The organism is Actinoplanes sp. NPDC051475 (genome assembly GCF_040689425.1).
Classification (GTDB): Bacteria; Actinomycetota; Actinomycetes; order Mycobacteriales; family Micromonosporaceae; genus Actinoplanes.
Map to the genome: position 1 here is coordinate 21,287 of NZ_JBFAZZ010000032.1, position 20,944 is coordinate 42,230.

Annotated in this window: 17 protein-coding genes, 2 pseudogenes and 1 other annotated feature; of the genes and pseudogenes, 8 read left to right on the forward strand and 11 right to left on the reverse strand. The window is 70.6% G+C overall.

Annotation, left to right across the window (positions count from 1 at the left end):
* Nucleotides 1–404: 404 nt before the first annotated feature.
* The 5 genes from AB0368_RS37310 to AB0368_RS37330 form a co-directional block, all read right to left on the reverse strand.
* Entirely contained in the window at nt 405–1,361 is a 957-nt protein-coding gene (locus AB0368_RS37310) for a nitroreductase (RefSeq protein ID WP_366158775.1), read from the reverse strand.
* A gap of 35 nt (nt 1,362–1,396) precedes the next feature.
* Nucleotides 1,397–2,398, reverse strand: a complete 1,002-nt coding sequence (locus tag AB0368_RS37315; RefSeq protein WP_366158776.1) for a nitroreductase — start codon at nt 2,396–2,398, stop codon at nt 1,397–1,399.
* A 256-nt stretch (nt 2,399–2,654) separates the two neighbouring features.
* On the reverse strand, nt 2,655–4,379 hold the full coding sequence (locus AB0368_RS37320) for a GAF domain-containing sensor histidine kinase (protein WP_366158777.1): 1,725 nt from the start codon (nt 4,377–4,379) through the stop codon (nt 2,655–2,657).
* A 57-nt stretch (nt 4,380–4,436) separates the two neighbouring features.
* On the reverse strand, nt 4,437–4,949 hold the full coding sequence (locus AB0368_RS37325; RefSeq protein ID WP_366158778.1) for a flavodoxin domain-containing protein: 513 nt from the start codon (nt 4,947–4,949) through the stop codon (nt 4,437–4,439).
* 749 nt (nt 4,950–5,698) lie between these two features.
* A complete protein-coding gene (locus AB0368_RS37330; RefSeq protein WP_366158779.1) occupies nt 5,699–5,947 on the reverse strand; it encodes an SHOCT domain-containing protein in 249 nt (82 codons plus the stop codon).
* 196 nt (nt 5,948–6,143) lie between these two features.
* On the opposite strand from AB0368_RS37330, the pseudogene AB0368_RS37335 reads away from it, so the two are divergent.
* Nucleotides 6,144–7,130, forward strand: a pseudogene (locus AB0368_RS37335) (pyruvate formate lyase family protein); the annotation flags it as partial.
* Here AB0368_RS37335 and AB0368_RS37340 read toward each other — a convergent pair.
* Entirely contained in the window at nt 7,126–7,770 is a 645-nt protein-coding gene (locus AB0368_RS37340; protein ID WP_366158780.1) for a response regulator transcription factor, read from the reverse strand. The pseudogene AB0368_RS37335 and the gene AB0368_RS37340 overlap by 5 nt on opposite strands.
* A 215-nt stretch (nt 7,771–7,985) precedes the next feature.
* On the opposite strand from AB0368_RS37340, the gene AB0368_RS37345 reads away from it, so the two are divergent.
* Entirely contained in the window at nt 7,986–8,537 is a 552-nt protein-coding gene (locus AB0368_RS37345; RefSeq protein ID WP_366158781.1) for a cation-transporting P-type ATPase, read from the forward strand.
* Between the two features lie 597 nt (nt 8,538–9,134).
* Here the strand turns inward: AB0368_RS37345 and AB0368_RS37350 are convergent.
* The 3 genes from AB0368_RS37350 to ppdK form a co-directional block, all read right to left on the reverse strand.
* A complete protein-coding gene (locus tag AB0368_RS37350; protein WP_366158782.1) occupies nt 9,135–9,812 on the reverse strand; it encodes a hemerythrin domain-containing protein in 678 nt (225 codons plus the stop codon).
* Between the two features lie 228 nt (nt 9,813–10,040).
* Complete coding sequence (locus AB0368_RS37355; protein WP_366158783.1) at nt 10,041–10,364, reverse strand: hypothetical protein; 324 nt, start codon at nt 10,362–10,364, stop codon at nt 10,041–10,043.
* A 9-nt stretch (nt 10,365–10,373) separates the two neighbouring features.
* Nucleotides 10,374–13,031: a pyruvate, phosphate dikinase gene (ppdK, locus tag AB0368_RS37360; protein ID WP_366158784.1), complete on the reverse strand. Its 2,658-nt coding sequence runs from the start codon at nt 13,029–13,031 to the stop codon at nt 10,374–10,376.
* A gap of 129 nt (nt 13,032–13,160) precedes the next feature.
* Here ppdK and AB0368_RS37365 point away from each other — a divergent pair, with 129 nt between their 5' ends.
* The 5 genes and pseudogenes from AB0368_RS37365 (at nt 13,161) to AB0368_RS37385 (ending at nt 17,529) form a co-directional block, all read left to right on the forward strand.
* Nucleotides 13,161–14,201 (forward strand): alcohol dehydrogenase catalytic domain-containing protein, encoded by a 1,041-nt coding sequence (locus tag AB0368_RS37365; protein ID WP_366158785.1) that lies wholly within the window; start codon nt 13,161–13,163, stop codon nt 14,199–14,201.
* A complete protein-coding gene (locus AB0368_RS37370) occupies nt 14,198–14,872 on the forward strand; it encodes an SRPBCC family protein (RefSeq protein ID WP_366158786.1) in 675 nt (224 codons plus the stop codon). Before AB0368_RS37365 ends, AB0368_RS37370 begins: the two co-directional genes overlap by 4 nt.
* 21 nt (nt 14,873–14,893) lie before the next feature.
* On the forward strand, nt 14,894–15,220 hold the full coding sequence (locus tag AB0368_RS37375; RefSeq protein ID WP_366158787.1) for a CBS domain-containing protein: 327 nt from the start codon (nt 14,894–14,896) through the stop codon (nt 15,218–15,220).
* A 2-nt stretch (nt 15,221–15,222) separates the two neighbouring features.
* On the forward strand, nt 15,223–15,492 hold the full coding sequence (locus tag AB0368_RS37380) for a BON domain-containing protein (RefSeq protein ID WP_366158792.1): 270 nt from the start codon (nt 15,223–15,225) through the stop codon (nt 15,490–15,492).
* A gap of 789 nt (nt 15,493–16,281) precedes the next feature.
* A pseudogene (locus tag AB0368_RS37385) lies at nt 16,282–17,529 on the forward strand (IS3 family transposase).
* Nucleotides 16,563–16,691 (forward strand) — a sequence feature (AL1L pseudoknot). It overlaps the preceding pseudogene by 129 nt.
* A gap of 261 nt (nt 17,530–17,790) precedes the next feature.
* Here the strand turns inward: AB0368_RS37385 and AB0368_RS37390 are convergent.
* Together AB0368_RS37390 and fucP are read right to left on the reverse strand one after the other, a co-directional pair.
* Complete coding sequence (locus AB0368_RS37390) at nt 17,791–19,077, reverse strand: ABC transporter substrate-binding protein (protein WP_366158788.1); 1,287 nt, start codon at nt 19,075–19,077, stop codon at nt 17,791–17,793.
* Nucleotides 19,074–20,405, reverse strand: a complete 1,332-nt coding sequence (gene fucP, locus AB0368_RS37395) for an L-fucose:H+ symporter permease (protein ID WP_366158789.1) — start codon at nt 20,403–20,405, stop codon at nt 19,074–19,076. Before fucP ends, AB0368_RS37390 begins: the two co-directional genes overlap by 4 nt.
* A 353-nt stretch (nt 20,406–20,758) precedes the next feature.
* On the opposite strand from fucP, the gene AB0368_RS37400 reads away from it, so the two are divergent.
* A partial coding sequence (locus AB0368_RS37400; RefSeq protein WP_366158790.1) for a hypothetical protein occupies nt 20,759–20,944 on the forward strand: 186 nt, incomplete at its 3' end.

Here is a 20,944-nt window from a genome sequence, read left to right on the forward strand (position 1 = left end):
GAAGCCGGCGGACGACGCCGGCGCGCCGACTGCAGCCCGGCCCCGGACGCTCGAAGGTCTCCTGGCCCGCCAGCTGATCGATCATGAGATCACCTGCCGCCAGTACCGGCGGGCCATGCAGGACCTGGCTGTGCGGGACGCGGAGCGTCATCCGTCACCGGACCTGCCCGACGAGATTCCGCCGGGCGCCCCGACGACGTGAACGACGGAAGCCGGCCACGACGCAAGGGTCTTCGCGCACCGTTGTGGTTCCCGGCCGCGGATCTCTGGTGTGGAGACGTCGGAGGAGGCAGCATGCCACCGCCCCACGCACCAGCAGCCCAGCCCGGCCACCACGGGCCCGACCCCCGAGTCGGGGCTTAGACTCTTCCCAGGGCTGGCTCGCATCCGCGCCGCGGCGGTCATTACGTGAGCACGTCGTCCACGTCCCTGCGCGGTGCGGGGCGCCCCGGGTCGCCGTACCCGATGCGCAGTGCCATTTGCGGCGTCCCCATGCGGCGCAGGGAGAGGCGGAGCTGCTCGCGGGCCGCGGGCACCTCGATGGGCTGGGAGATCATCGAGGCGGCCAGCCCGGCATGGGTGATCGACAGCAGGACCCGTTGCAGGGCCTGTCCGGCCCGCAGCTGATCGGTGGGCCCGTCACCGGCCACGCCGAGGATCGCTACCAGCGGCTCGGGCTCGAAGTCCCGGCCCGGGGCGCGATGCCGGTCGGTGAAGGCGCGCTGCGGCAGGAGGTCCTGCGGTTCTGCCACCGGCGCCCCGGCCGTCACGGGAACTCCGTCCACTGCGGCGTCGGCGTGTGTCCAGTCTGCAAGTTCGGCCTGGTAAGCGGCGTTGCGCCGCAGTACCCGGTCGGCGCTCTGCGCTATCTGGGCGAACCCGCTCAGCGCCGTCATGCCGACAAGCAGGTCGAGCCAGGCGCCCTCCGTGCGGGCCACCTCGATGAGCCGGATCCGGGCCTCGGGAGGCACGGGGTCGGGCCAGAACGGCCGGCGGTTGCTGTAGCGGCGGGGGATCGCCGCAAAGAGGTCTTCTTCCTCGTAGGTGGCCGCGCGCGGCTGCGCGGGCACCAGCCGGGCCGCAACCTCAGGCTCCTTCGGGTACGGCCGGAGCCGCACCTCGGCCGGGGCGCCGGCGGCGGCCAGCGCGATTCGGGCGTTGAGCGTGGCGGCGCCGCAGGCTATGCGCAGCGCCCAGCCGCTGCTGTCAGCCGCGGTGAGTTGCCTAGCGGGGTCGCTGAGTACCTCGATACCGCCGTCGCGCAGGCGCAACGACCATGGCTGGCTGTTGTGCATCGACGGGGCCCGGACCGCCGCAGTGGCGGCGATCCGCAAGGTCGAGGCGTCGTAGGGTCGCGTCATCACGGCAGTTCCTTCTTTCGCGGCCGTCGCCGTGGTCACTCGTCGCAGGTCTCGATGACGTCGGCGGCCCGGCGCCGCGGGGCCGGCGGCAATTCCTCAGCGGAGTCGAGGTATCCCAGGCGGATCACCACGTATGGCTCGCCGATGCCGGCCAGCAGGTCGCTCAGCAGGCGCCGCGGCCACTCCACCTCGATGGTGTCGCTCAGAGGCGCGGTGGCCAGACCGTCGGCCGTGGCCGTCAGCAGCAGGGCCGACAGTGCCTCCCCGCCGCGGAGCAGATCTTCCGGGAGGTGGGAGAGTCCGAAGAGCACCACGTACGCGGCGCCGAGGTCGAAGCCGTCGCCGGCGGCCAGGCCTGCGGTGCCGTCCGGGGCGTAGTCACGCACCGGCACACGCCGGGGTGCTCGCTGCACCGCGGTGGTAGCCGGCACGCCGTCGCCGCTGTCCTTCGGCCGATGGGTCCACCGCCACAGTTCTTCCCGGTACGCCGGATCGTGCAGCTCCGCGTCGGCGGCGCGGCCGGTGGAGGTGGCCAGCATCGGCATCTGGTCACGCCGCACGACGTGCAGGTACGCGCCCTCGGCCTCGACCGTCCGGCGCAGTCCGGTGAGGATGTCCTCGCCGACGGGTTGCTCGCCGAACGCCCGCCGGTCGGTGCGACGGCGGGGGATCGCCGCGGCCATGCGCTCGGCATCCGGGTCGGCTGCCGGTGTACCCGTCACCGTGATCAGCGCCAGCAGGTCCGCATCGCCACCCTCGGGCAGGCGGATCACATGCGCTGCCCAGCCCGCCGCGGCCAGGGCCACCCGAGCGTGGTGCAGCGCGGCACCGCAGCTCAGCATGAGCAGCCGGCGGTCGGGGTCGGTCGCGGCAAGGGACCGGTTGAGGTCGGCGTACAGCTCGAGACGGTCTCGGCAGAGACGCCACCGCCACGGTTGGGTGTTGAACACGGAGGGAGCGTGCAGGGATGCGCGGGCCGCGGCCTCGAGTGCCTCGGCGACCCGGCTTCGCGCGGGTCGCTCGGACGATGCGGTCATGACGGAGACCTCCTGCCTTCCCCCTCTACGGTGCGGGATCGGACGGTGCCTGATCAGGGCCGAAAGTCCCCTGCACCGGGAGGCGCTGGACCCGGCGGCCCGGTCCACGGCGACGCGACGTCCGGCCCTGCCTCAACCGGCCGCCACCGGAGAGGCCGACCCGCAACGAGGATGCGCCTGGCGCGGCCGTCTGCCTTTCCTGACCCGCCACTCCCATTGCCCGGTGTGGGTGATCAGGGAAGGCGACGACGGTCGATCACCGGGTGAGCGGAACACGCCAGATCAGGACTGTGCCACCGTGTGGGCCGGGGCTGAGATCGAGGTTCCCGCCCAGGTCAGCGGCCCTCTGCGTCATGTTGACGATTCCGCCGCGAGCCCGGCCCGGATCGATGCCGACGCCGTCGTCCTCGACGCTCACGGAGACCTCATCGCCGTCGGCGTGCACGGAGACCCGTACGGAGCTTGCGTCGGCATGCCGGGCGACGTTGGCCAGGCCCTCCCGGACGACGGCCAGCAGCGCGGAGGCCACGTCGTCGGGGACGACGCTGTCCAGGGGTCCCGAGACGTCCAGAACCGGCCGGAAGCCCAGCGCGTCGGTCGCGGCGTCGACGGTGGTGCCGAGCTCGCTCCGCAGCGACGAACCGACCGGCGAGCGTAGCTCGAAGATCGACCGGCGGATGTCGCGGATGGTGGCGTCCAGATCGTCGACGACCGCGTCGATGCGCTTGGCGGCTTCGGGGCGCAGCGCCTGCGGTGCCAGACCCTGCAGCTGCATGCCGGTGGCGAAGAGGCGTTGGATGACGACGTCGTGCAGGTCGCGCGCGATGCGTTCGCGGTCCTCCAGGACGGCCAGGAGCTCGCGTTCCTCCTGAGCGCGGGCCCGTTCCAGGGCCAGGGCGGCCTGCCCCGCGAAGGATGACAGCAGGACCGGAACCTCGTCCGCGGCGACAGTGCCCGGTCGCTGGACGACGATCAACACGCCCTGCAACGTGCCGGATCCGGTCATCGGCGCGGCGAGCGCGGGACCTTCGGGCACCGGACCCGGCCACTGCGCCGCCTGCGCCAGGTCTTCGACGAGCCGATACTTGTCCAGGCCGAAGGCGTGCGCCGCGGCGCCGTCGACCACTACCGTCCCGCCGGCCAGCCCGTCGTACGCGTCGTCCTCGCCATCCGAGACCTCGATGGTGTAGCGGGCGTCGTCGTCGTACAGCAGCACCAATACGACACGCGCCCCGGACACCTCCCGGGCGCGGCGGGCGATGAGCTGGAGGGCCTCCTTGCGGCGTACGGTGCCGAGCAGCACGGAGGTGATCTCCGCGGCGGCGGCGAGCCAGCGTTCGCGGCGCTGGGCCACGGCGAAGAGGCGGGCGTTGTCGATGGCGACGCCTGCGGCGGCGGCGAGGGCGACCACGATCTCCTCGTCGTCGTCGGTGAACTCGGCGGCGCCCTGTTTCTCGGCGAGGTAGAGGTTGCCGAAGATCTGGTCGCGGGTGCGGACGGGCACGCCGAGGAAGCTGTGCATGGGTGGGTGGTGGGGCGGGAAGCCGTACGAGCGCGGGTGCTGGGTGATGTCGGGCAGGCGTACCGGGCGGGGGTCGGTGATGAGTAGTCCGAGGACGCCGCGGCCGTGGGGCAGGTCGCCGATCTTGGCGTGGGTGGCGGGGTCGATGCCGTGGGTGATGAAGTCGGACAGCTCCCGCCGGTCGGGGGTGAGCACGCCGAGGGCGCCGTAGCGGGCGCCGGCGAGGTTGCAGGCGGCCTGGACGATGCTTTGCAGGGTGCTGCGCAGGTCGAGGTCGGTGCTGATGCCGACGACGGCGTCGAGCAGGGCGCGCAGGCGTTCGCGGCTGGTGACGACCTCGCCGACGCGGTCGAGCATTTCCTGCAGGAGCTCGTCCAGGCGGACCCGGGACAGCGGGACAAGGCCGAGCCAAGGTGCGTCATGGTGCCGGGGCGTCGCGGCGTCGCCATCGAGCTCCATGACCGCCAGCCTATCGGCGCGGCGCCGCCTCCGGAACGCTCCTCGTCCCGGCCGACCTCAGACCTTGTGGAGTTGCAGGGCGGTGGCCGCGAGCTCGGCACCCCAGTGGCGTGCCCGCTGCTCCTCGTCCGGAGCCAACGGCCCGGCCGTTCCGGTGACCAGGAAACTCTGTGCGGGCCGCACGATGCGGCAGCCGAGCCGTCGGAGCTGTCTCTGCGCCCTGCGGCCGGCCGATCCGGGCAGGAACGGCTTGTCAACCTTGGTGTCGAAGGCGGCGGCGGCCACGCCGCCCAGCGTGGGGGCGCAGACCAGCCACTCGCGCAGGCCGGCATCGACCGCACCGGGCCGCACTTCGCCCTGCTGACGCGCCTGTTCCCGGGTCGACGGGCGGGTCATCCCGAAGGCGTGGGTGGGTCCGCCGGCGACGAGCAGGTCGACGCCGAACGCCCGCGGCATCGTGGCTACGTCCGCGACGGTGACCTCGTATCCGTCCCGCAGTCCATCAGCGATCGCCCGTGCCACCTTTTCGGTGTTGCCGTACATGGATTCGTAGATGACCAGTGCCTTCATGGTGGCCTCCTTCACGGTGTCGGATACTTGGCGAGGATCACGCGCAGCCGGTCGACGAAGCGCAAGGACTCGTCGTGGTCGCGCTGCCAGCCGTTAGCCCGTGAGCCTCCGGAGACCAGCACCATGGTGCGGCCTCCCTTCCTGTCCCTCCACCTTCGTCGCCTCCGCCGTGTCGCGCCCAGGGTCGAACGGCCCGCCACCTGCTGGAATCTGGCATGTGGACGCCGCCGAACTGCGTCGCATGTTCGTCTCGGCCGCGCACTGCTGACCTGCTGCCGTAAGTCTGCTCTGCCCGGGCCGGTCGGCCCCTGTCCCGCCCGCGCGGTACGCCGAAGCTGCAACTCATGACGCAGATGAAGGCGGCACCTGCTTCGGTCGGCGAACGGCGTCCTCCCATCGAGCGCTTCCGGGACCTGCGGACCGGGTCCGGCCGGTCGAGGACAGGGTCCACCAGCCCGCCGAGCACCTCCAGCTCGCTGCGGGTCAAGCCGTGCAGCGGCGGCGATTCGCTCACGGGCAGCACCGTCCGCAGACGCCCGGGTGGCAATTCGGCACAGGGCAGTGCGGTGACCCGTACGATCGGTCCTCGATAGGTTTGCGGGTCTTGTGGGCAGAGGAATGTGGTGTACACGCTGCCGCGACGCGATGGGGCAGCCATCACCGTCACTGGGGAGCCCTCGTGTCCTCAGTGAGCGGCGCGGCGCGGGCCGAGCCGCACGTCCGTCTTCCGACCGGTCACCCGGCCGCCGCTATCGACGCGACGCCCGCAGAGCGTGCAGACGCTGCTCGTACTCCTCGGTGTCGATGTCGCCACGGGCCAACCGGTCGGCCAGCACCCGCTCGGCGTCCTCCGCCGAGTCGCGCGGAGCCGGGGGAGCGGTGTCGCGGTCCAGGAGCGGACGCGCGAGAACGACAACCAGCAAAGTGGCCAGCAGCGCCACGATGAGAACCATGAGGATCCAGCCTCCGGCACCCATGCCGCTTCCGTAGTACATCATGATCCCGATCCCCTCTGTGCGGCTCAGGTCCATGCTGCCCTCGTGCGCGGCGTATGACAGGGGCCGAACGGCCTGACCGGCCGCTGCCGGTGTTCCCCTCCTCGCCCCGGTCGTCATTTCCAGCGTGGCTGGCGGCCACGGTGGGAAGCAGGGCGGCCGTACCGCTTCGGCGGGCCGCTCGGCCCTGCCAGCAGTACGGGAGCTCGTCGACGACTTCGTGATCAAACTGCGGATCATCCGGTTCCTGCGCACCCCGGAGTACGACCAGCTGTTCTCCGGCGACCCGACCTGGGTCACCGAGGCTCTCGGCGGCATCGGCTGCGACGGCCGGTCGCTGGTCACCCGCACCAGCTTCCGATACCTGCAGACCCTCTACAACCTCGGCCCCGCGCCCGAACCCAACCTCACCGTGCTCTGGTCACCGCGACTACCGGAGGGCTTCAAGCGGTTCTGCGCGCAGGTCTCGATCGACACCAGAGCTCGATCCAGTACGAGAACGACGAGCTCATCCGCCCGGCCTACAACGACGACACCGCGATCGCATGCTGCGTCTCGGCGATGCGTGTCGGCAAGGACATGCAGTTCTTCGGCGCCCGCGCCAACCTCGCCAAAGCCCTGCTGTACGCGATCAACGGCGGCCGAGACGAGATGACCGGCGAACAGGTAGCCCCCGCCGCCGCACCCGTCACCGCCGACGTCCTCGACTACGACGAGGTGATGGCCGCCTACGACCGGACGCTCGACTGGCTCGCCAAGACGTACGTCGACGCGCTCAACGTCATCCACTACATGCACGACAAGTACGCCTACGAACGCCTCGAGATGGCCTTGCATGACTACCCCGTGCACCGGTTCCTGGCCACCGGCATCGCCGGGCTGTCCGTCGCCGCGGACAGCCTCAGCGCCATCAAGTCCGCCCAGGTCAAGGCGATGCGGGACGAGACCGGCCTGATCGTCGACTACGGCATCGACGGCGAGTTCCCGACCTTCGGCAACAACGACGACCGAGCCGATGCCATCGCCGTCGACCTGGTCGAACGGTTCATGGGCCAAGATCCGCCGGCAGCCGGCCTACCGCGGCGCCGAGCCGAGCCTGTCGGTGCTGACCATCACCTCGAACGTCGTCTACGGCGCCCGCACCGGCAACACCCCCGACGGCCGGCGAGCCGGCGAGCCGTTCAGCGGTGCGGCCGCTCACCGAGCAGACGGGTCGCGAGCACCGCCGCCTGGGTGCGTCGTTCCAGGCCGAGCTTGGCGAGGAGGCTGGAGACGTAGTTCTTGACCGTCTTCTCCGCCAGGAACATCCGGCCGGCGATCTCCCGGTTCGTCAGCCCTTCGGCGATGAGCTCCAGGATGCGGCCCTCCTGGTCCGTGAGGGACGCAAGCTCGGGCGGCTGCTCCACGCCGTTGCGGATGCGCTCCAGCACCCGCTGGGTCACCGCCGGGTCCAGCAGCGACTGCCCGCCGGCCACCCGGCGTACGGCGTCGACCAGGTCGGTGCCGCGGATCTGCTTGAGCACGTACCCGGACGCCCCCGCCATGATCGCGGCGAACAGCGCCTCGTCGTCCTCGTACGAGGTGAGGATCAATCCCTTGATCGACGAGTCGACCGCGCGCACGTCCCGGCACACGTCGATGCCGTTGCCGTCGGGCAGCCGGGCGTCGAGGACCGCGACGTCGGGCCGCAGCGCGGGGATCCGCCGAGCCGCCTCCTGCGCCGAGCCCGACTCGCCCACCACCTCGATGTCCCCGGCGGCGTGCAACAGGTCGGCGAGGCCGCGACGGACCACCTCGTGGTCGTCGAGCAGGAAGACACGGATCATGTGTCCTTCCTACCCGGGCCGGGTCCCGGCCGCAAAGGGCCCGACGGTCGACGACCTCCCGGCCGGGCGTCACGGCCCCTCACGCCCGCCGGAGGTTTGCTCCGCGGGCGGCCAGACGGCGGAGGCAACAGACACGGCCATCCGGGCCCTTCGGCCCTCAACGCCGGGCGGGAACTGCCCGACCCTGGACGTGGAACCGACGCGGAAGGGGCATCGTGGGAACGACAACAGCGCCGGCGGATCGAGGACTCACCGCCGAGGAGGCGATGGCGCGGCTCGTATCAGAGGGTCCCAACACAGTGGCCGCACCGATACCTCGCGGCCTCGTCGGCCGGATCGGGCGACAACTCGCCGACCCGTTGATCGCCCTCCTTCTCGTCGCCGCGGTGATCACGACTCTTCTCGGTGACTTGCCGGACACCGCGGTCATCGTCCTGGTCGTCACCGTCAACACGTTGATCGGCGTGATCCAGGAGGTCCGCGCCGACTCCGCGATAGCGGCGCTCGACCGCCTCGCCGCCCCGACAGCCCGTGTCGTCAGGGACGGCAGAGACGTGATCCTGCCGGCCGCTGACCTCGTCCGCGATGATCTTGTACGACTCGAGGCAGGCGACGTCGTCCCGGCCGATGTACGGCTGAACGAAGCACAGCGTGCGACCTTCGACGAGTCCTCGTTGACCGGTGAGTCCATTGCCGTACCCCGCGTCACCGACGACGAGGCCGCCGCCGGAACGGTAACGATGAGCTCGTGGTCGCGGTCGAGGTAACCCGGCTCGTGCGAGGTGATCGTCGACGGCGTGTGGGTGTCCACGTCGTAGATTCCGCGGCGGCGCTCCTCGACGAACATCCGCTGCAGCCGCTGCCAGATCCGCTCGGTGCGGTGCGTCGGCCCGGTCAGGAACTCCGGCCCGCCGGCGTACGGCTCGATGTTGTCGTGGATGAACCCGCCGATCGTCTCGCGCCAGCCGGTGCCGCGGAAACCGCGCCAGGCATCGTGGCCTGCAGTGGCCATGGGCCGTCCTCGTCTGCCTCCAGCCTTCCCTGGCCCGCGGCGACTGGTCAGGGCCAGAGGTCCCGGCCGGTACGGACCGTCCGGGACCTCCAGGTACGGGCGCGATCTTGTCGTCGCCGCTAGCAGCCATTCACAAATCAGAACGAGACGGATCCGGGGGCGGCCGGCGAGCTCGACCTCGATAGCGTCGAAATGCTTCGGCGCCGCGAGCAGGCTGCATCCGTCATGTGCAGATGGTGACGGAGGTCAGCGGCTGCTCAACTCGGGCCGGGCGAGCGCTGTATCGGGATCCGGCTGGAGGTCCCAGCCCCTGAGTAGCCGGCCCTCGGGCCGGGCGCAGCGGCCTCCGTGCTCAGCCCGGCGGCGGAGCCGGATCGCCACTGGAGGCGCACAGCCGGGTCAGGTACCGCCGGTGGGCCGGCCGGGCGTACCAGCGGATCAGCAGCCGCACCGGGGATGGCATCTGGTGCAGCAGGCCGGCCCGTTCGCCGGGTGTGGCGTCCTGCAACATCATCACCACGAAAAGCAAGCCCTTGCGGAGCGGCATGCTCCGGCGTCCTCGCCGGCTGAGTTCAGCCCATTGGGCGACGGTGAGGTGTTCGGCCACCGGTGGCAGCACCGTTGCCTCCTCATCGTCCAGGTGTTCCTCCAGTACCGGGTGCAGGCGTTCCAGTACGTCGGCGAGCTGGTCACGGGTCGCCGGGTCTGCGGTTGCGGCCCACGGCCCGAGCAGCTCGTCGGCGGCTGCGAGCAGGGCGGCGGCGTGCTCGTGCTGGGTTTGCATCCGGGCGGTGACCTCGGCGCAAGGCTGCGCCTCGGCGACCAGCCAGGGCCACAGCAGTTCGTCCTCGTCGCTGTGGTGGTGGTGCAGTGCGCCGGTGAGCCAGCGGCAGTGGGCCGCCACGGTGGCGGACCGGCGGGCGTCACCGGGCGCGACGCCGCGCACCAGCGCGGGCGCCAGGCGGAATTCGCGGCGGAACACCCGGTGGACGATGACCATCTCATTGGTGTCCGGTCGCGGATGTGGCAACTGTCTCTCCTGCGTTCGTGATGCGGGGTCAGGATGCAGGACGGCTGGACCGGCGCGACGACACGACGCGCGGCGCGTCCGGGGGACACTGCGCCGTGTCGCCGATCGGATCCGGTACCGGCATGCCGACAGGCGGGGCCGGTGGCCAGGATCGTCGGACCCCGGGATGGTGCATGAGCCCGGGTGATCAGCCATCGAGATCGGAGGTCCCCGTGGGCAGGACCGTCACTACTCCTCGGCCAGCCGATGGGCGCGGAGCAGGTGAGCCCACCATGGCCGGGCGGCGCGCAGCGGCGGGCGGGTCGTGCGCTTGAGGCTGATCCAGCCCCCGGGGCCCATGGTCACCGCGCCGATCGCGGGGCGCCGCCGCAGCGCCAGGCCGATCGACAGCCCGGCGCCGGTCACCGCCGCGGCGGTCAGCGCGGCCAGCGAGACGGCGGTGGCATCCACGGCCGGCACGAACCGCCCGTTGATGTAGGCGCCGATCTCCCGGTCGCCTCGGCGCACCGGCGTCACCGTGGCCGGTGTCCGGTTCTCCGTGGTGGTAAGCATGACGGCCTCCTATCGGCTGTCCGAGCCGGTCGCTCGGGTCGTGGCCCGTCCGGCCTCGAGCCGGGCGACAGGTACGCGGAACGGTGAGCAGGACACGTAGTCCAGGCCGGCGTCGTGGAAGAACCGAACCGAGGCGGGGTCGCCGCCGTGCTCGCCGCAGACTCCCACGGTGAGGCCGGACCGGACGGCGCGGCCGCGGTCGACGGCGATGTGGACGAGTTCGCCCACGCCGTCGACGTCGATGGTCTCGAACGGCGATGCCGCGAAGATGCCCAATGCGAGGTAGCGGCCGAAGAAGGCGCCCTCCACATCGTCGCGGGAGAAGCCCCACGTCATCTGGGTCAGGTCGTTGGTACCGAACGAGAAGAACTCCGCAGCGGTGGCGATCTGCCCGGCGGTCAGGGCCGCGCGCGGCACCTCGATCATGGTGCCGATCCGGATCGGGGGCGCGCCCGGCACGCCGGCCAGGATCGACTCGGCTTCCGCCCGTACCGTCTCCAACTCCTGGACCGCGCCGACCAGCGGGACCATGATCTCCGGCCGCGGGTCGCCGCCGTCGGCGACCCGCGCCGCCGCGGCCTGCGCGATCGCCCGGACCTGCATGGCGAACAAGCCGGGCACGACCAGGCCGAGGCGTACGCCGCGCAGGCCGAGCATGGGGTTCTGCTCGTGCATCCGGCGCACCGCCGCGAGCAGCGTGCCGTCGTGGCCGGGGTCCTCACCGAGCGCCTCCGCCCGGGCCACCCGTGCGGTGAGCTCCTCCAACGGCGGCAGGAACTCGTGCAGCGGGGGGTCGATCAGCCGGATCGTCACCGGCAGGCCGTCCATGACGGCGAGCAGGTCCCCGAAGTCGTTGCGCTGCAGGGGCAGCAGCGCTGCGAGGGCCTCGTCCCGCTCCGCCTCGCTGTCGGCCAGGATCAGCCGCTCGACGAGCTGCCGGCGGTCGCCGAGGAACATGTGCTCCGTGCGGCACAGACCGACGCCGGTGGCACCGAAACGGCGGGCGCGGGCGGCGTCGGCGGCCGTGTCGGCGTTGGCGTGCACCGCCAGCCGGGCGCTGTGGTCGGCGTGGGTCATCAACCGCTCCACCGCCGCCAGCAGCGGGTCGCCATGGGCGCTCAGTTCACCCTCGAAGTAGCGTACGACCGGCGAGGGCCGCACCGGGACGGCGCCCGGGTACACCTTGCCCGTGGTGCCGTCGATCGAGATGACGTCTCCGGCGTGCAGGGTGCGGCCGGCCACCGTGACCGAGTCGCCGTCGATGCGGAGCTCTTCGGCGCCGCAGACACAGGTCTTGCCCATTCCACGGGCGACCACGGCAGCGTGCGAGGTCTTGCCGCCGCGCGAGGTGAGGATGCCCTGGGAGGCGATCATGCCGGGCAGGTCGTCGGGGTTGGTCTCGCGGCGTACCAGGATCACGGGCCCGGTGGCCGCGGCCGCGGCGGCGGAGGCGAAGACGATCGCGCCGACGGCTGCACCCGGAGACGCGGGAACGCCGACGGTGAGCGGCGGGGGAGCGGCGTCGGTGTCGAAGCTGGGGAACATCAACTGGGCGAGTTGCTCGCCGGAGACCCGTTGCAGCGCCTCGTCGAGGCTGATGGTGCCCTCGTCGACCAATTGCGTGGCGATGACGAAGGCGGCGGCCGGGGTGCGTTTGCCGACGCGGGTCTGCAGCATCCACAGCTTGCCGTTCTCGATGGTGAACTCGATGTCGCACAGGTCGCGGTAGCGCTGCTCCAGGCGCTGCATGATCGACAGTAACTGCCGGTAGCTCACCGGGTCGATCGTGGCCAGCTCGCCGAGGCTCACGGTGTTGCGGATGCCGGCGACCACGTCCTCGCCCTGGGCGTTGCGCAGGTAGTCGCCGTAGGCGCCGCGGCGCCCGGTGGCCGGGTCGCGGGTGAAGGCCACACCCGTGCCGGAGCTCTCGCCCCGATTGCCGAAGACCATGGCCATGACGTTGACCGCGGTGCCCAGGTCCTGCGGGATGCGCTCCTGCCGGCGGTAGAGCATCGCGCGTTCGGCGTTCCACGACCGGAACACCGCCCCGATCGCGAGGAACAGCTGCTCGTGCACTGCCTGCGGAAAGTCGCGGCCGGTGTGTTCCTGGAAGACCTTCTGGTACGCGTACACCACATCTTGCAGCTGGGCCGTGCTCAGCTCGGCGTCCGTGGCGACGCCGGCGGTGGCCCGGGCTGCGGCGAGTTCGGTCTCGAAGGCCCCGCCGGGCACATCGAAGACGGTCCTGCCGAACATCTGGATGAGCCGCCGGTACGAGTCCCAGGCGAACCGCTCGTCGCCGTTCTGGCGACCGAGGCCGGCGACGCTCGCGTCGTTGAGGCCGACGTCGAGGATCGTCTCCATCATTCCGGGCATGGAGAACTTCGCGCCCGAGCGCACGGACAGCAGCAGCGGATCGTGGGCGTCGCCGAAGGTCTTGCCCATCCGGGTCTGCATGAGCTGCAGGTGGTGCTCCACCTCGCTCAGCAGGCCGGCGGGCATGGTGCCGGTGCGTAGGTATTCACGGCAGGCCTCGGTGGTGACGGTGAAGCCGGGCGGCACCGGCAACCCCATCCCGGTCATCTCGGCGAGATTGGCGCCCTTGCCGCCGAGCAGGTCCTTGAGGTCCTTGTTGCCCTCGATGAAGTCGTAGACGTATCCGGTCATCGCGGTCGCACCCCTTCTCTTTCCTCGTTGGTAGCCCGGCCGACGGCCTGCCCTGTAGGGCCGGACGTCCCTACTCGAGAGGTCCCGACAGGACGAGGGTGGAGGTGACGACAGCGAAAGGAGCCGGTTATGAAGGGGCTTGTCTACGGCGGGCCGGGAGTCCGGTCCTGGAAAGAGATTCCCGATGCGCGGATCCAGGACCCGCGTGACGCGGTCATCCGGGTCGACGCCGTCACGATCTGCGGTACGGACCTGCACATCCTCGGCGGCGACGTGCCCGAGGTGACATCCGGCCGGGTGCTCGGCCACGAGGCTGTCGGCACGGTCGTCGAGGTGGGCGGTGGCGTCGCCGGACTGACACCGGGAGACCGGGTGCTGGCGTCGTGCATCTCCGCCTGCGGGATCTGCCGCTACTGCCGGGAGGGCGTGTACGGGCAGTGCCGTGGCGGCGGCGGTTGGATCCTCGGTCACCTCGTCGACGGCGTGCAGTCGCAGTACGCGCGGATCCCGTTCGCCGACCTGTCGACGTACAAGCTGCCGGAGCAGGTCAGCGACGAGGCGGCCGTGTTGCTCGCCGACATCCTGCCGACCTCGTACGAGGTCGGCGTCCTCAACGGCCGGGTACGCCCGGGCGACACCGTGGTGATCGTCGGTGCTGGACCGATCGGACTGGCGGCCGTGGTGACCGCGAGGCTCTTCTCACCCGCCCACATCGTCGTGGTCGACAAGGCGGAGAGCCGGCTGCAGGCGGCGAAGATGTTCGGCGCCGACACGACAGTGGTGGCCGGTGCGGAGGATCCGCTGGCCGTCGTGCAGGCGCTGACCGGCGGGCTGGGCGCGGACGTGGCGATGGAGGCCGTCGGTACCCCGCAGACCTTCGAGCTGTGCGCGACGCTGGTGCGGCCCGGCGGCCGGGTCGCGATCATCGGCGTGCACGGCAAGCCGGCCACGCTGCACCTGGAAGACCTGTGGATCCGTGACGTCACGATCACCACCGGCCTGGTCGACACGTCGTCGACGCCGAAGCTGCTCGACATGCTCGTCGCCGGGCAACTCGACCTCGGGCACATGGTCACGCATCGATTCGGCCTCGAGGAGTTCATGGCGGCGTACGACGTCTTCGCCGATCCGGCACGCTCCGGCGCCCTGAAAGTGGTGCTGTCACGATGAAAACACCCACACTGCTCGCCGCCGCCGTTCTGACGGCGGCGGCCGTGACCTCCTCACCGCCGGTCCGCCGCCGGCTGCTGACCTGGGGCGCCACGCCCGGGGAAGCGGCCGGCCCCCTCGCCGGCGACGACCTCCTGCCGGACGCCGGCCTGATCTCCACCCGCGCGATCACCATCGCCGCCACGCCCGCGGCTGTCTGGCCCTGGCTGGTGCAGATGGGCAGCGGCCGCGGCGGCGCCTACACCTACGACTGGATCGAGAACCTGTTCGGCCTGAACATGCACAGCGCCGACGAGATCCTCCCGCAGTTCCAGCAGCTCGAAGTCGGCGACGTCCTGCCGCTGGGCACGACGGGACCCGACATGCGGGTGGAGATCTGCGACGCGGAGCGGACCCTGGCGATCCGCTCCACCGACGGCGCCTGGGTATGGACCTTCGCGCTGCGCCCGGAGACCGGCGGGACGCGGCTGATCAGCCGCAACCGGATCAGAATCCCCGGCGCCGGGCGGATCCGCCGGTTCCTCTACGACCTGGTGATGACGCCCGGCAGCCTCGTCATGGAACGCCGGATGCTGCTCGGCATCAAGCAACGCGCGGAGCGGCTCGGCGCGTCCCGCGACGCCGGGCCCTTCGGCCCTGACCCGTCGCGCGCCGACTCCCGTAGCGTCTGAGGTGAGCATCAGGAGGCAGTGATGAAGACCTGGACCGTCAACGATGTGATGACCCAGGAGGTGGTGTCTGTGCCGCCGACCGCCTCCTACCGCGAACTGGTCGACCTGCTGGTCGGCCGGCACTTCAGCGCCGTACCGGTCGTCGACGACTTCCGGCGCGTGACCGGCATGGTGTCCGAGGCGGACCTGCTCCGCAAGATCGAGTACGCCGGTGAGGAGGAGCCCCGCCTGTTCGAGCGGCGCCGCCGCCGGACGGACCGGGCCAAGGCGCTCGCCGGAACCGCCGCCGAACTGATGAGCACCCCGGCCGGAGGCTCGTCGGCATCGTCACCCGCGGCGACTTGCTGAAGGTGCACCTGCGTCCGGACGACGAGCTTCGCGCGGACATCGCCTCCGGTGTCCTCGCCTTCGCCGCCGACGTGGCGCAGTCGATCACCGTCGAGGTGAGCGAGGGTGTGGTGACGCTGTCCGGGCGCGTGGACCGCTGGTCCACAGCCGATTTGATCGCCCGCCTCACCCGGCAGATCGCCGGGGTCGTCGGGGTCGTCGGGGTCGTCGAGGAACTCACGTTCGACTTCGACGATCGGAACATGCTCACCGCAGGAACGATTCTGGCATGACGGCTCGTGCGAGGCCCGCCCGCCACCGGGCCTCGCACCCGTACCGCGAGGTGGCCAGCCATGGCGTCGTTCAGTGTCTTCGGCTTGTCGACAGTGCGCGGCTTCGTTGCTGACCTGCGACCGGATCTCGCTGACCAGTCACCGGATGGAGTAACCGCGACTTGCAACTGCCAGGCGGCCCGGCTGCGGTCAGCGCATCGTGGGAGCGGTCCTTTCGGCTGTGTGGCACCGGCGGCAAGTGCGAACCTGCGGTGAGTTGAATTCGGTGTTCAGATACAGCCAGGGTCCCCACTCGTGCGCGGTCCGGGTTTCCGTCGCGCCGCACCGTTCGCACCGACGGCACTGGCCGCACCGATCAGCATCGGCGTAGGCGTACTCGCCCCACGTGTGCCGGGTGACCTCCTCGGTCTCACCGCAGACGTCGCACGTCCGGACCATCTCGCAGCGGCTGCCGGGGTACGACCACCGCCCGGAATGCCGTCCTGTCGCACATAGGCCTCTTCTGAACACGCTCATCTCGGCTCCTCGTCCGTTGCTGAGTCCATCACGGTCCTCAAGGCCAAACTATGACGATGTCTGCAGACACCGTCAGGGCCGACAGACCCACCGTTCAGTGCAAGTCGAAAGGCCCGCGGCCGCCTGTCCTCCAGCCCTACTGCCCGACAGGCGGAAGCGGTGTGCTGAAGGTGCGAACAGTCAGCACCCGGCACAAGGACGGGTCATCATGAAGCGTCGTTTTGAACCGCCTCGGGTTTGATATCGGCCCGACCTCTTGTGGAGGATCGAGTCATGTCACGCCCTTCCCCGTACCCCGCCGAGCTGCGTCAGCGGGCGGTGCGGATGGTCGCCGAGGTGCGACCGAACTACGAGTCCGACTGGGCCGCGATCACCGCGGTCGCCCAGAAGCTCGGCGTCGGCACCGCGGAGACGCTACGGAAATGGGTCCGCCAGGCCCAGGTCGACACCGGCCCTCGCGCCGGGGTGAGCACGGACGAGTCCGCTGAATTGAAGCGGCTGCGCCGCGAGAACGCAGAGCTGCGCGGCGCCAACGAGATCCTCAAGAGCGCGTCGGCTTTCTTCGCGGCCGAGCTCGACCGGCCACAGCAACGCTCGTGACCTACATCGACGAGCACAAGCACCTGTTCGGCGTCGAGCCGATCTGCCAGGCTCTGACCTCGTTCGGGTGGCCGATCGCGTCCAGCACCTACCGCGCTGCCTGCCGGCGGCTGCCGTTTGTCAGGGCCCGCCGCGACGCGCGGTTAACCAAGCAGATCCGCCGTGTCCATGCAGATAACTACGGCGTCTACGGCGCTCGGAAGGTGTGGCTGGCCTTGAACCGTGAGGGCGTCGAGGTGGCCCGGTGCACCGTCGAACGGCTCATGCGTCAGCTTGGCCTGCGCGGTGTCGTGCGGGGCAAGACCCGCCGCACCACCATCGCGGACCAGCACGCGGCGCGGCCGGCGGATCTGGTGCAGCGTCGGTTCAGCGCAGACCGGCCGAACCGGTTGTGGGTCGCCGACTTCACCTACGTGCCGACCTGGTCCGGCATGGTCTACGTCGCGTTCGTGATCGACGTGTACTCCCGGCGGATCCTGGGCTGGCGCGCCGCGAGCAGCATGAAGACCGCCCTGGTCCTCGACGCGCTGGAGATGGCGATCTGGGCTCGTGCCCGGCACGGCGCCACCGACCTGTCCGGGTTGATCCATCACCACGACGCGGGCAGTCAATACACGTCGATCGCCTTCACCGAACGCCTCGCGATGGCCCGGCGTTGACGCGTCAGTCGGCACGGTCGCGGATGCCTACGACAACGCTCTGGCCGAGTCCACGATCGGGCTGTTCAAGACCGAACTGATCAAACCTCACGGGCCGTGGAGGACCTGCGACCAGGTCGAGATCGCCACCCTGGAGTACGTCGACTGGTACAACCACCGCCGCCTGCACAGCAGCGCGGCGGACCTGCCACCAGCCGACTTCGAAGCTCTGCACCACCCCACCGAACCCCGCCTCAACGAGGCGACATCCCAACCCATCTAGCCGCTACCGAACCCGGGGCGGTTCACCCCGATATCTGGCGGCGCTGGGCGTGACGGCGTACCGGGCGGCGTTCGCTCGCCCGAAGGCCGCGATGGGCCCGCAGGAGGAGCCGATCGGGCGTGCCGGTGTAACCCAGCGGGCTCAACGCGCACTACCCGGTGGACACGCTGGCCGAGGCGTTCGCCGAGCTGCGGGAGGCGGCGGCATGACGACGCGGCCCGCGCCGGACGCCCGGGGCGCGGGTCGGATGGCCGCCGCGACTCAGCGCGGCGGGATCTTGTCGCGGGAGACGGCGTTGGTGAGGGCGTCGGCGAAGGCGTCCGGGTCGCGCGTGCGGACGTAGGTCGACACGGCGTCGTAGAAGCCCTCCTGGAACTGCGGACTCATCGCCTCGCCGTGCGCCACGGACAGCAGCACCGGCGAGTTCCAGAGGCTCCTCGACGAGCTCTGCTGGTACGCCGGCAACGACGAGACGTCGACGTTGCGCAGCACGGGCACCGAGCCCTTCGCCGTGCTGAAGGCGATCTGTGTGGACGGCTCGCTGATGCCGCTCAGGAAGGCGAGCGCGTTCCTGGCGTTCCTGGCCTTGCTCGCCGCGACGAAGACGTCGACCACCGCGAGGAAGCTGTCGCGGGTGCCGGGGAAGGCGACGGCACCGAAGTCTTTACCCTCCTGGGCGCCGCCGGCCACCAGCTCCCCGTATGCGGAGTCGTTCATGGTCTCGAACGCGCACCCGCCGGCCGTCAGCTTCTTCGTCGCCGCGTCCCACGTCAGCCCGTTCGCCTCGGGGTCGGCGTAGGCGAGCAGCTCGCCGAACGACGTCAGCGCCGCCCGAACCCGCCCGCTGCGCCAGTTGAGATCGTCGTCGGCCATGCTCTGCCAGCCGCTCACCCCGATGGTGCTGAGCAGGGTGTTCTCGAACAACTCCACCGTCGTGAACGGGTCCCTGCCGCCCAGGCACAGGGCGGTGGAGCCGGCGGCCTTGACCTTCTCCAGGTCGGCGAGGAACGCGGCGAGCGGGTAGTCATCCGACGGCGGCGAGACGCCCGCCTTCTTCAGCAGCGCGGTGTTGAACCACAGCACGTTGCTGCGATGCGCACCCGTCGGAATCCCGTATGGCTTGCCGTCGCGCAGGAGCGACCGCAGGATCACCGGCTGCATGGTCGTGCGCAGCGCACCGCCGTCGACGACGGACGTCACGTCGCGCACGGCGCCGCGGTCGGCGTAGCCCTGGACCGACTTCCCGGCGAACGTCTGCCAGACATCGGGCGGGTCGCCCTTCTGCAGCCGCTTGGCCAGCGCGACGATCGCCTGCGAGCCGGCGCCGCCGGCCACCGCCGCGTTGACCGGGTCGACGCCGGGATTCGCCCGGCCGAAGGCGGTCAGCAGGGTGTCCAGCGCGGCAGCCTCGGATCCGGATGTCCACCACGACATGACCTCGAGCTGTTGCGTGGCCGCGTCGGCACTGGTCGGCTTGTCGCCACCGCAGGCGCTCACCGCCATCATCATCAGCGCGACGGCCGCCGCCGCGCGGCGCCGGGCGCTCATGCCACGCTCCCGGCGACGGTGTTCGGTGCCCTGAGGTCGTAGAGGGCGTAGAGCCCGACGACCGCGAAGCAGACGGCGGGGACGATGAACGAGATGGCGGCGCTCGTCTCGTCGACGAGCTTGCCCTGCACGAGCGGCATGATCGCACCGCCCACGATCGCCATCACCAGTCCGGCGGCACCGAACTTCGTGGCCGGCCCCAGCCCGTGCAGGGCGACGCCGTAGATCGTGGGGAACATCAGCGACAGGCAGAAGGAGAGGCTGACCACCGCGATGACGCCCGCCATGTTCGGGCTGACCATCGCGAACGCGCACAGCAGGACGGCCAGGAAGGCCAGTGCGCCGAGCACCTTGGTGGCGCGGATCCGGCCGATGACCCAGGTCATCAGGAACCGGGAGCCGAGGAAGACGAGCAGGCTCAACTGCAGGTAGAAGCCGCCCTTCTGGAGGCTGCCGTGCAGTGCCTGCTCCACGTACTGGATCAGGTAGGTCCAGGTGCAGACCTGGGCCGCGACGTTCGCGAACTGGGCTATCACGCCGTAGCGGTATCGCCTGGTGCGCCACAGCACCCGGAACAGGCCCGTGGTGCCACCCTCGTACGGGCCGGCGTCGGGGAACTCCTCGACGATGGGCGGCGCCTTCTGGCTCGCGATCGCGACGGCGATGAGGACCAGCAGGAAGGCCAGTCCCAGGTACGGGGCCATCACGGCGCCGAGCTCCCCCGCCCGGATGGTGTGCAGCTCGGCCGGTGTCAGCGACGAGATGTCCACCGGGTCGGCGAGCTTCGGCAGGATGAGCGTGGCGGCGAGGAGCACGCCGATGTTGGTGCCCACCGGGTTGAACGCCTGCGCGAGGTTCAGCCGGCGGGTCGCGGTCGGCTCCGGGCCCAGCGACATGACGTAGGGATTCGCGGACGTCTCCAGGATCGAACAGCCGGCGGCCATCGCGAAGAGCGCCACGAGGAATGCCTCGTAGGTCATGATCTTGCTCGCGGGATAGAACAGGAACGCGCCGAGCGCGGCGAGCCCGAGTCCAGTGAGGATGCCGGTCTTGTAGCCGAACCGCTGGTTGATGAAGGCCGCCGGCAGCGCCAACAGGAAGTACGCGCCGAAGTACGCCAGCTGGACGAGCGACGCCTGGAACGTGCTCATGTCGAAGATGCGCTTGAAGCCCGCCACCATCGGCGTGGTCAGATCCTGCGCCACGCCCCAGGCCGTGAAGCACCCGATCAGGGCCACGAACAGCAGAATCATTCCGTGGCCGAGCAGCGGCTGCCGCCGTTCGCGTTCGGCCTCGTCGCTGGCTGACGTCTGGGCGATGCTTGCCATCCGCGCTCCTTGCCCGAAGCGTTGCCCTAGGCGGCCGCCGGAAGGCGGGCCGCCGCGAGAGAGCCAGATCGTGCACGGCTGAGGCCCGGCCCCGCACCTCAAGCCCGGCCCCGCACCTCAAGCCCGGCCCTGCACGGTTGCTACCGCATCGTCGCCGAACGTAACTCCATTGAACTCCTTCGAAACGTTTGTGAAAAGACGCCGGTCTCATCGGCCTGCGCGAACGCGTACGGGTCAGGGCTCGATCCGCTCGGGAACCGTGACGATCACCGGCTCCGTCTCCTCGGCGAACGGGGTGACCGGGCTGTCGGAGCACACCGAACCTGCCCGTCGGTGTCGACGACTTCGCCGCCGTGCGTATCGATGTCACCGGCATGGCCCCGGGCAGCTACAAGGTCGGGGTCAAGGCGACCTACACCGGCGGCACGTTCGAGGGGCAACTCACTGCGCGGCGAGCGCGAGGAGGACGCCGCGCTGCCGGTGAGCTGGCGGCGATGGCCTCCGGCGATTCAGCGCGCGCGGCGGTAGTGCATGGCCAC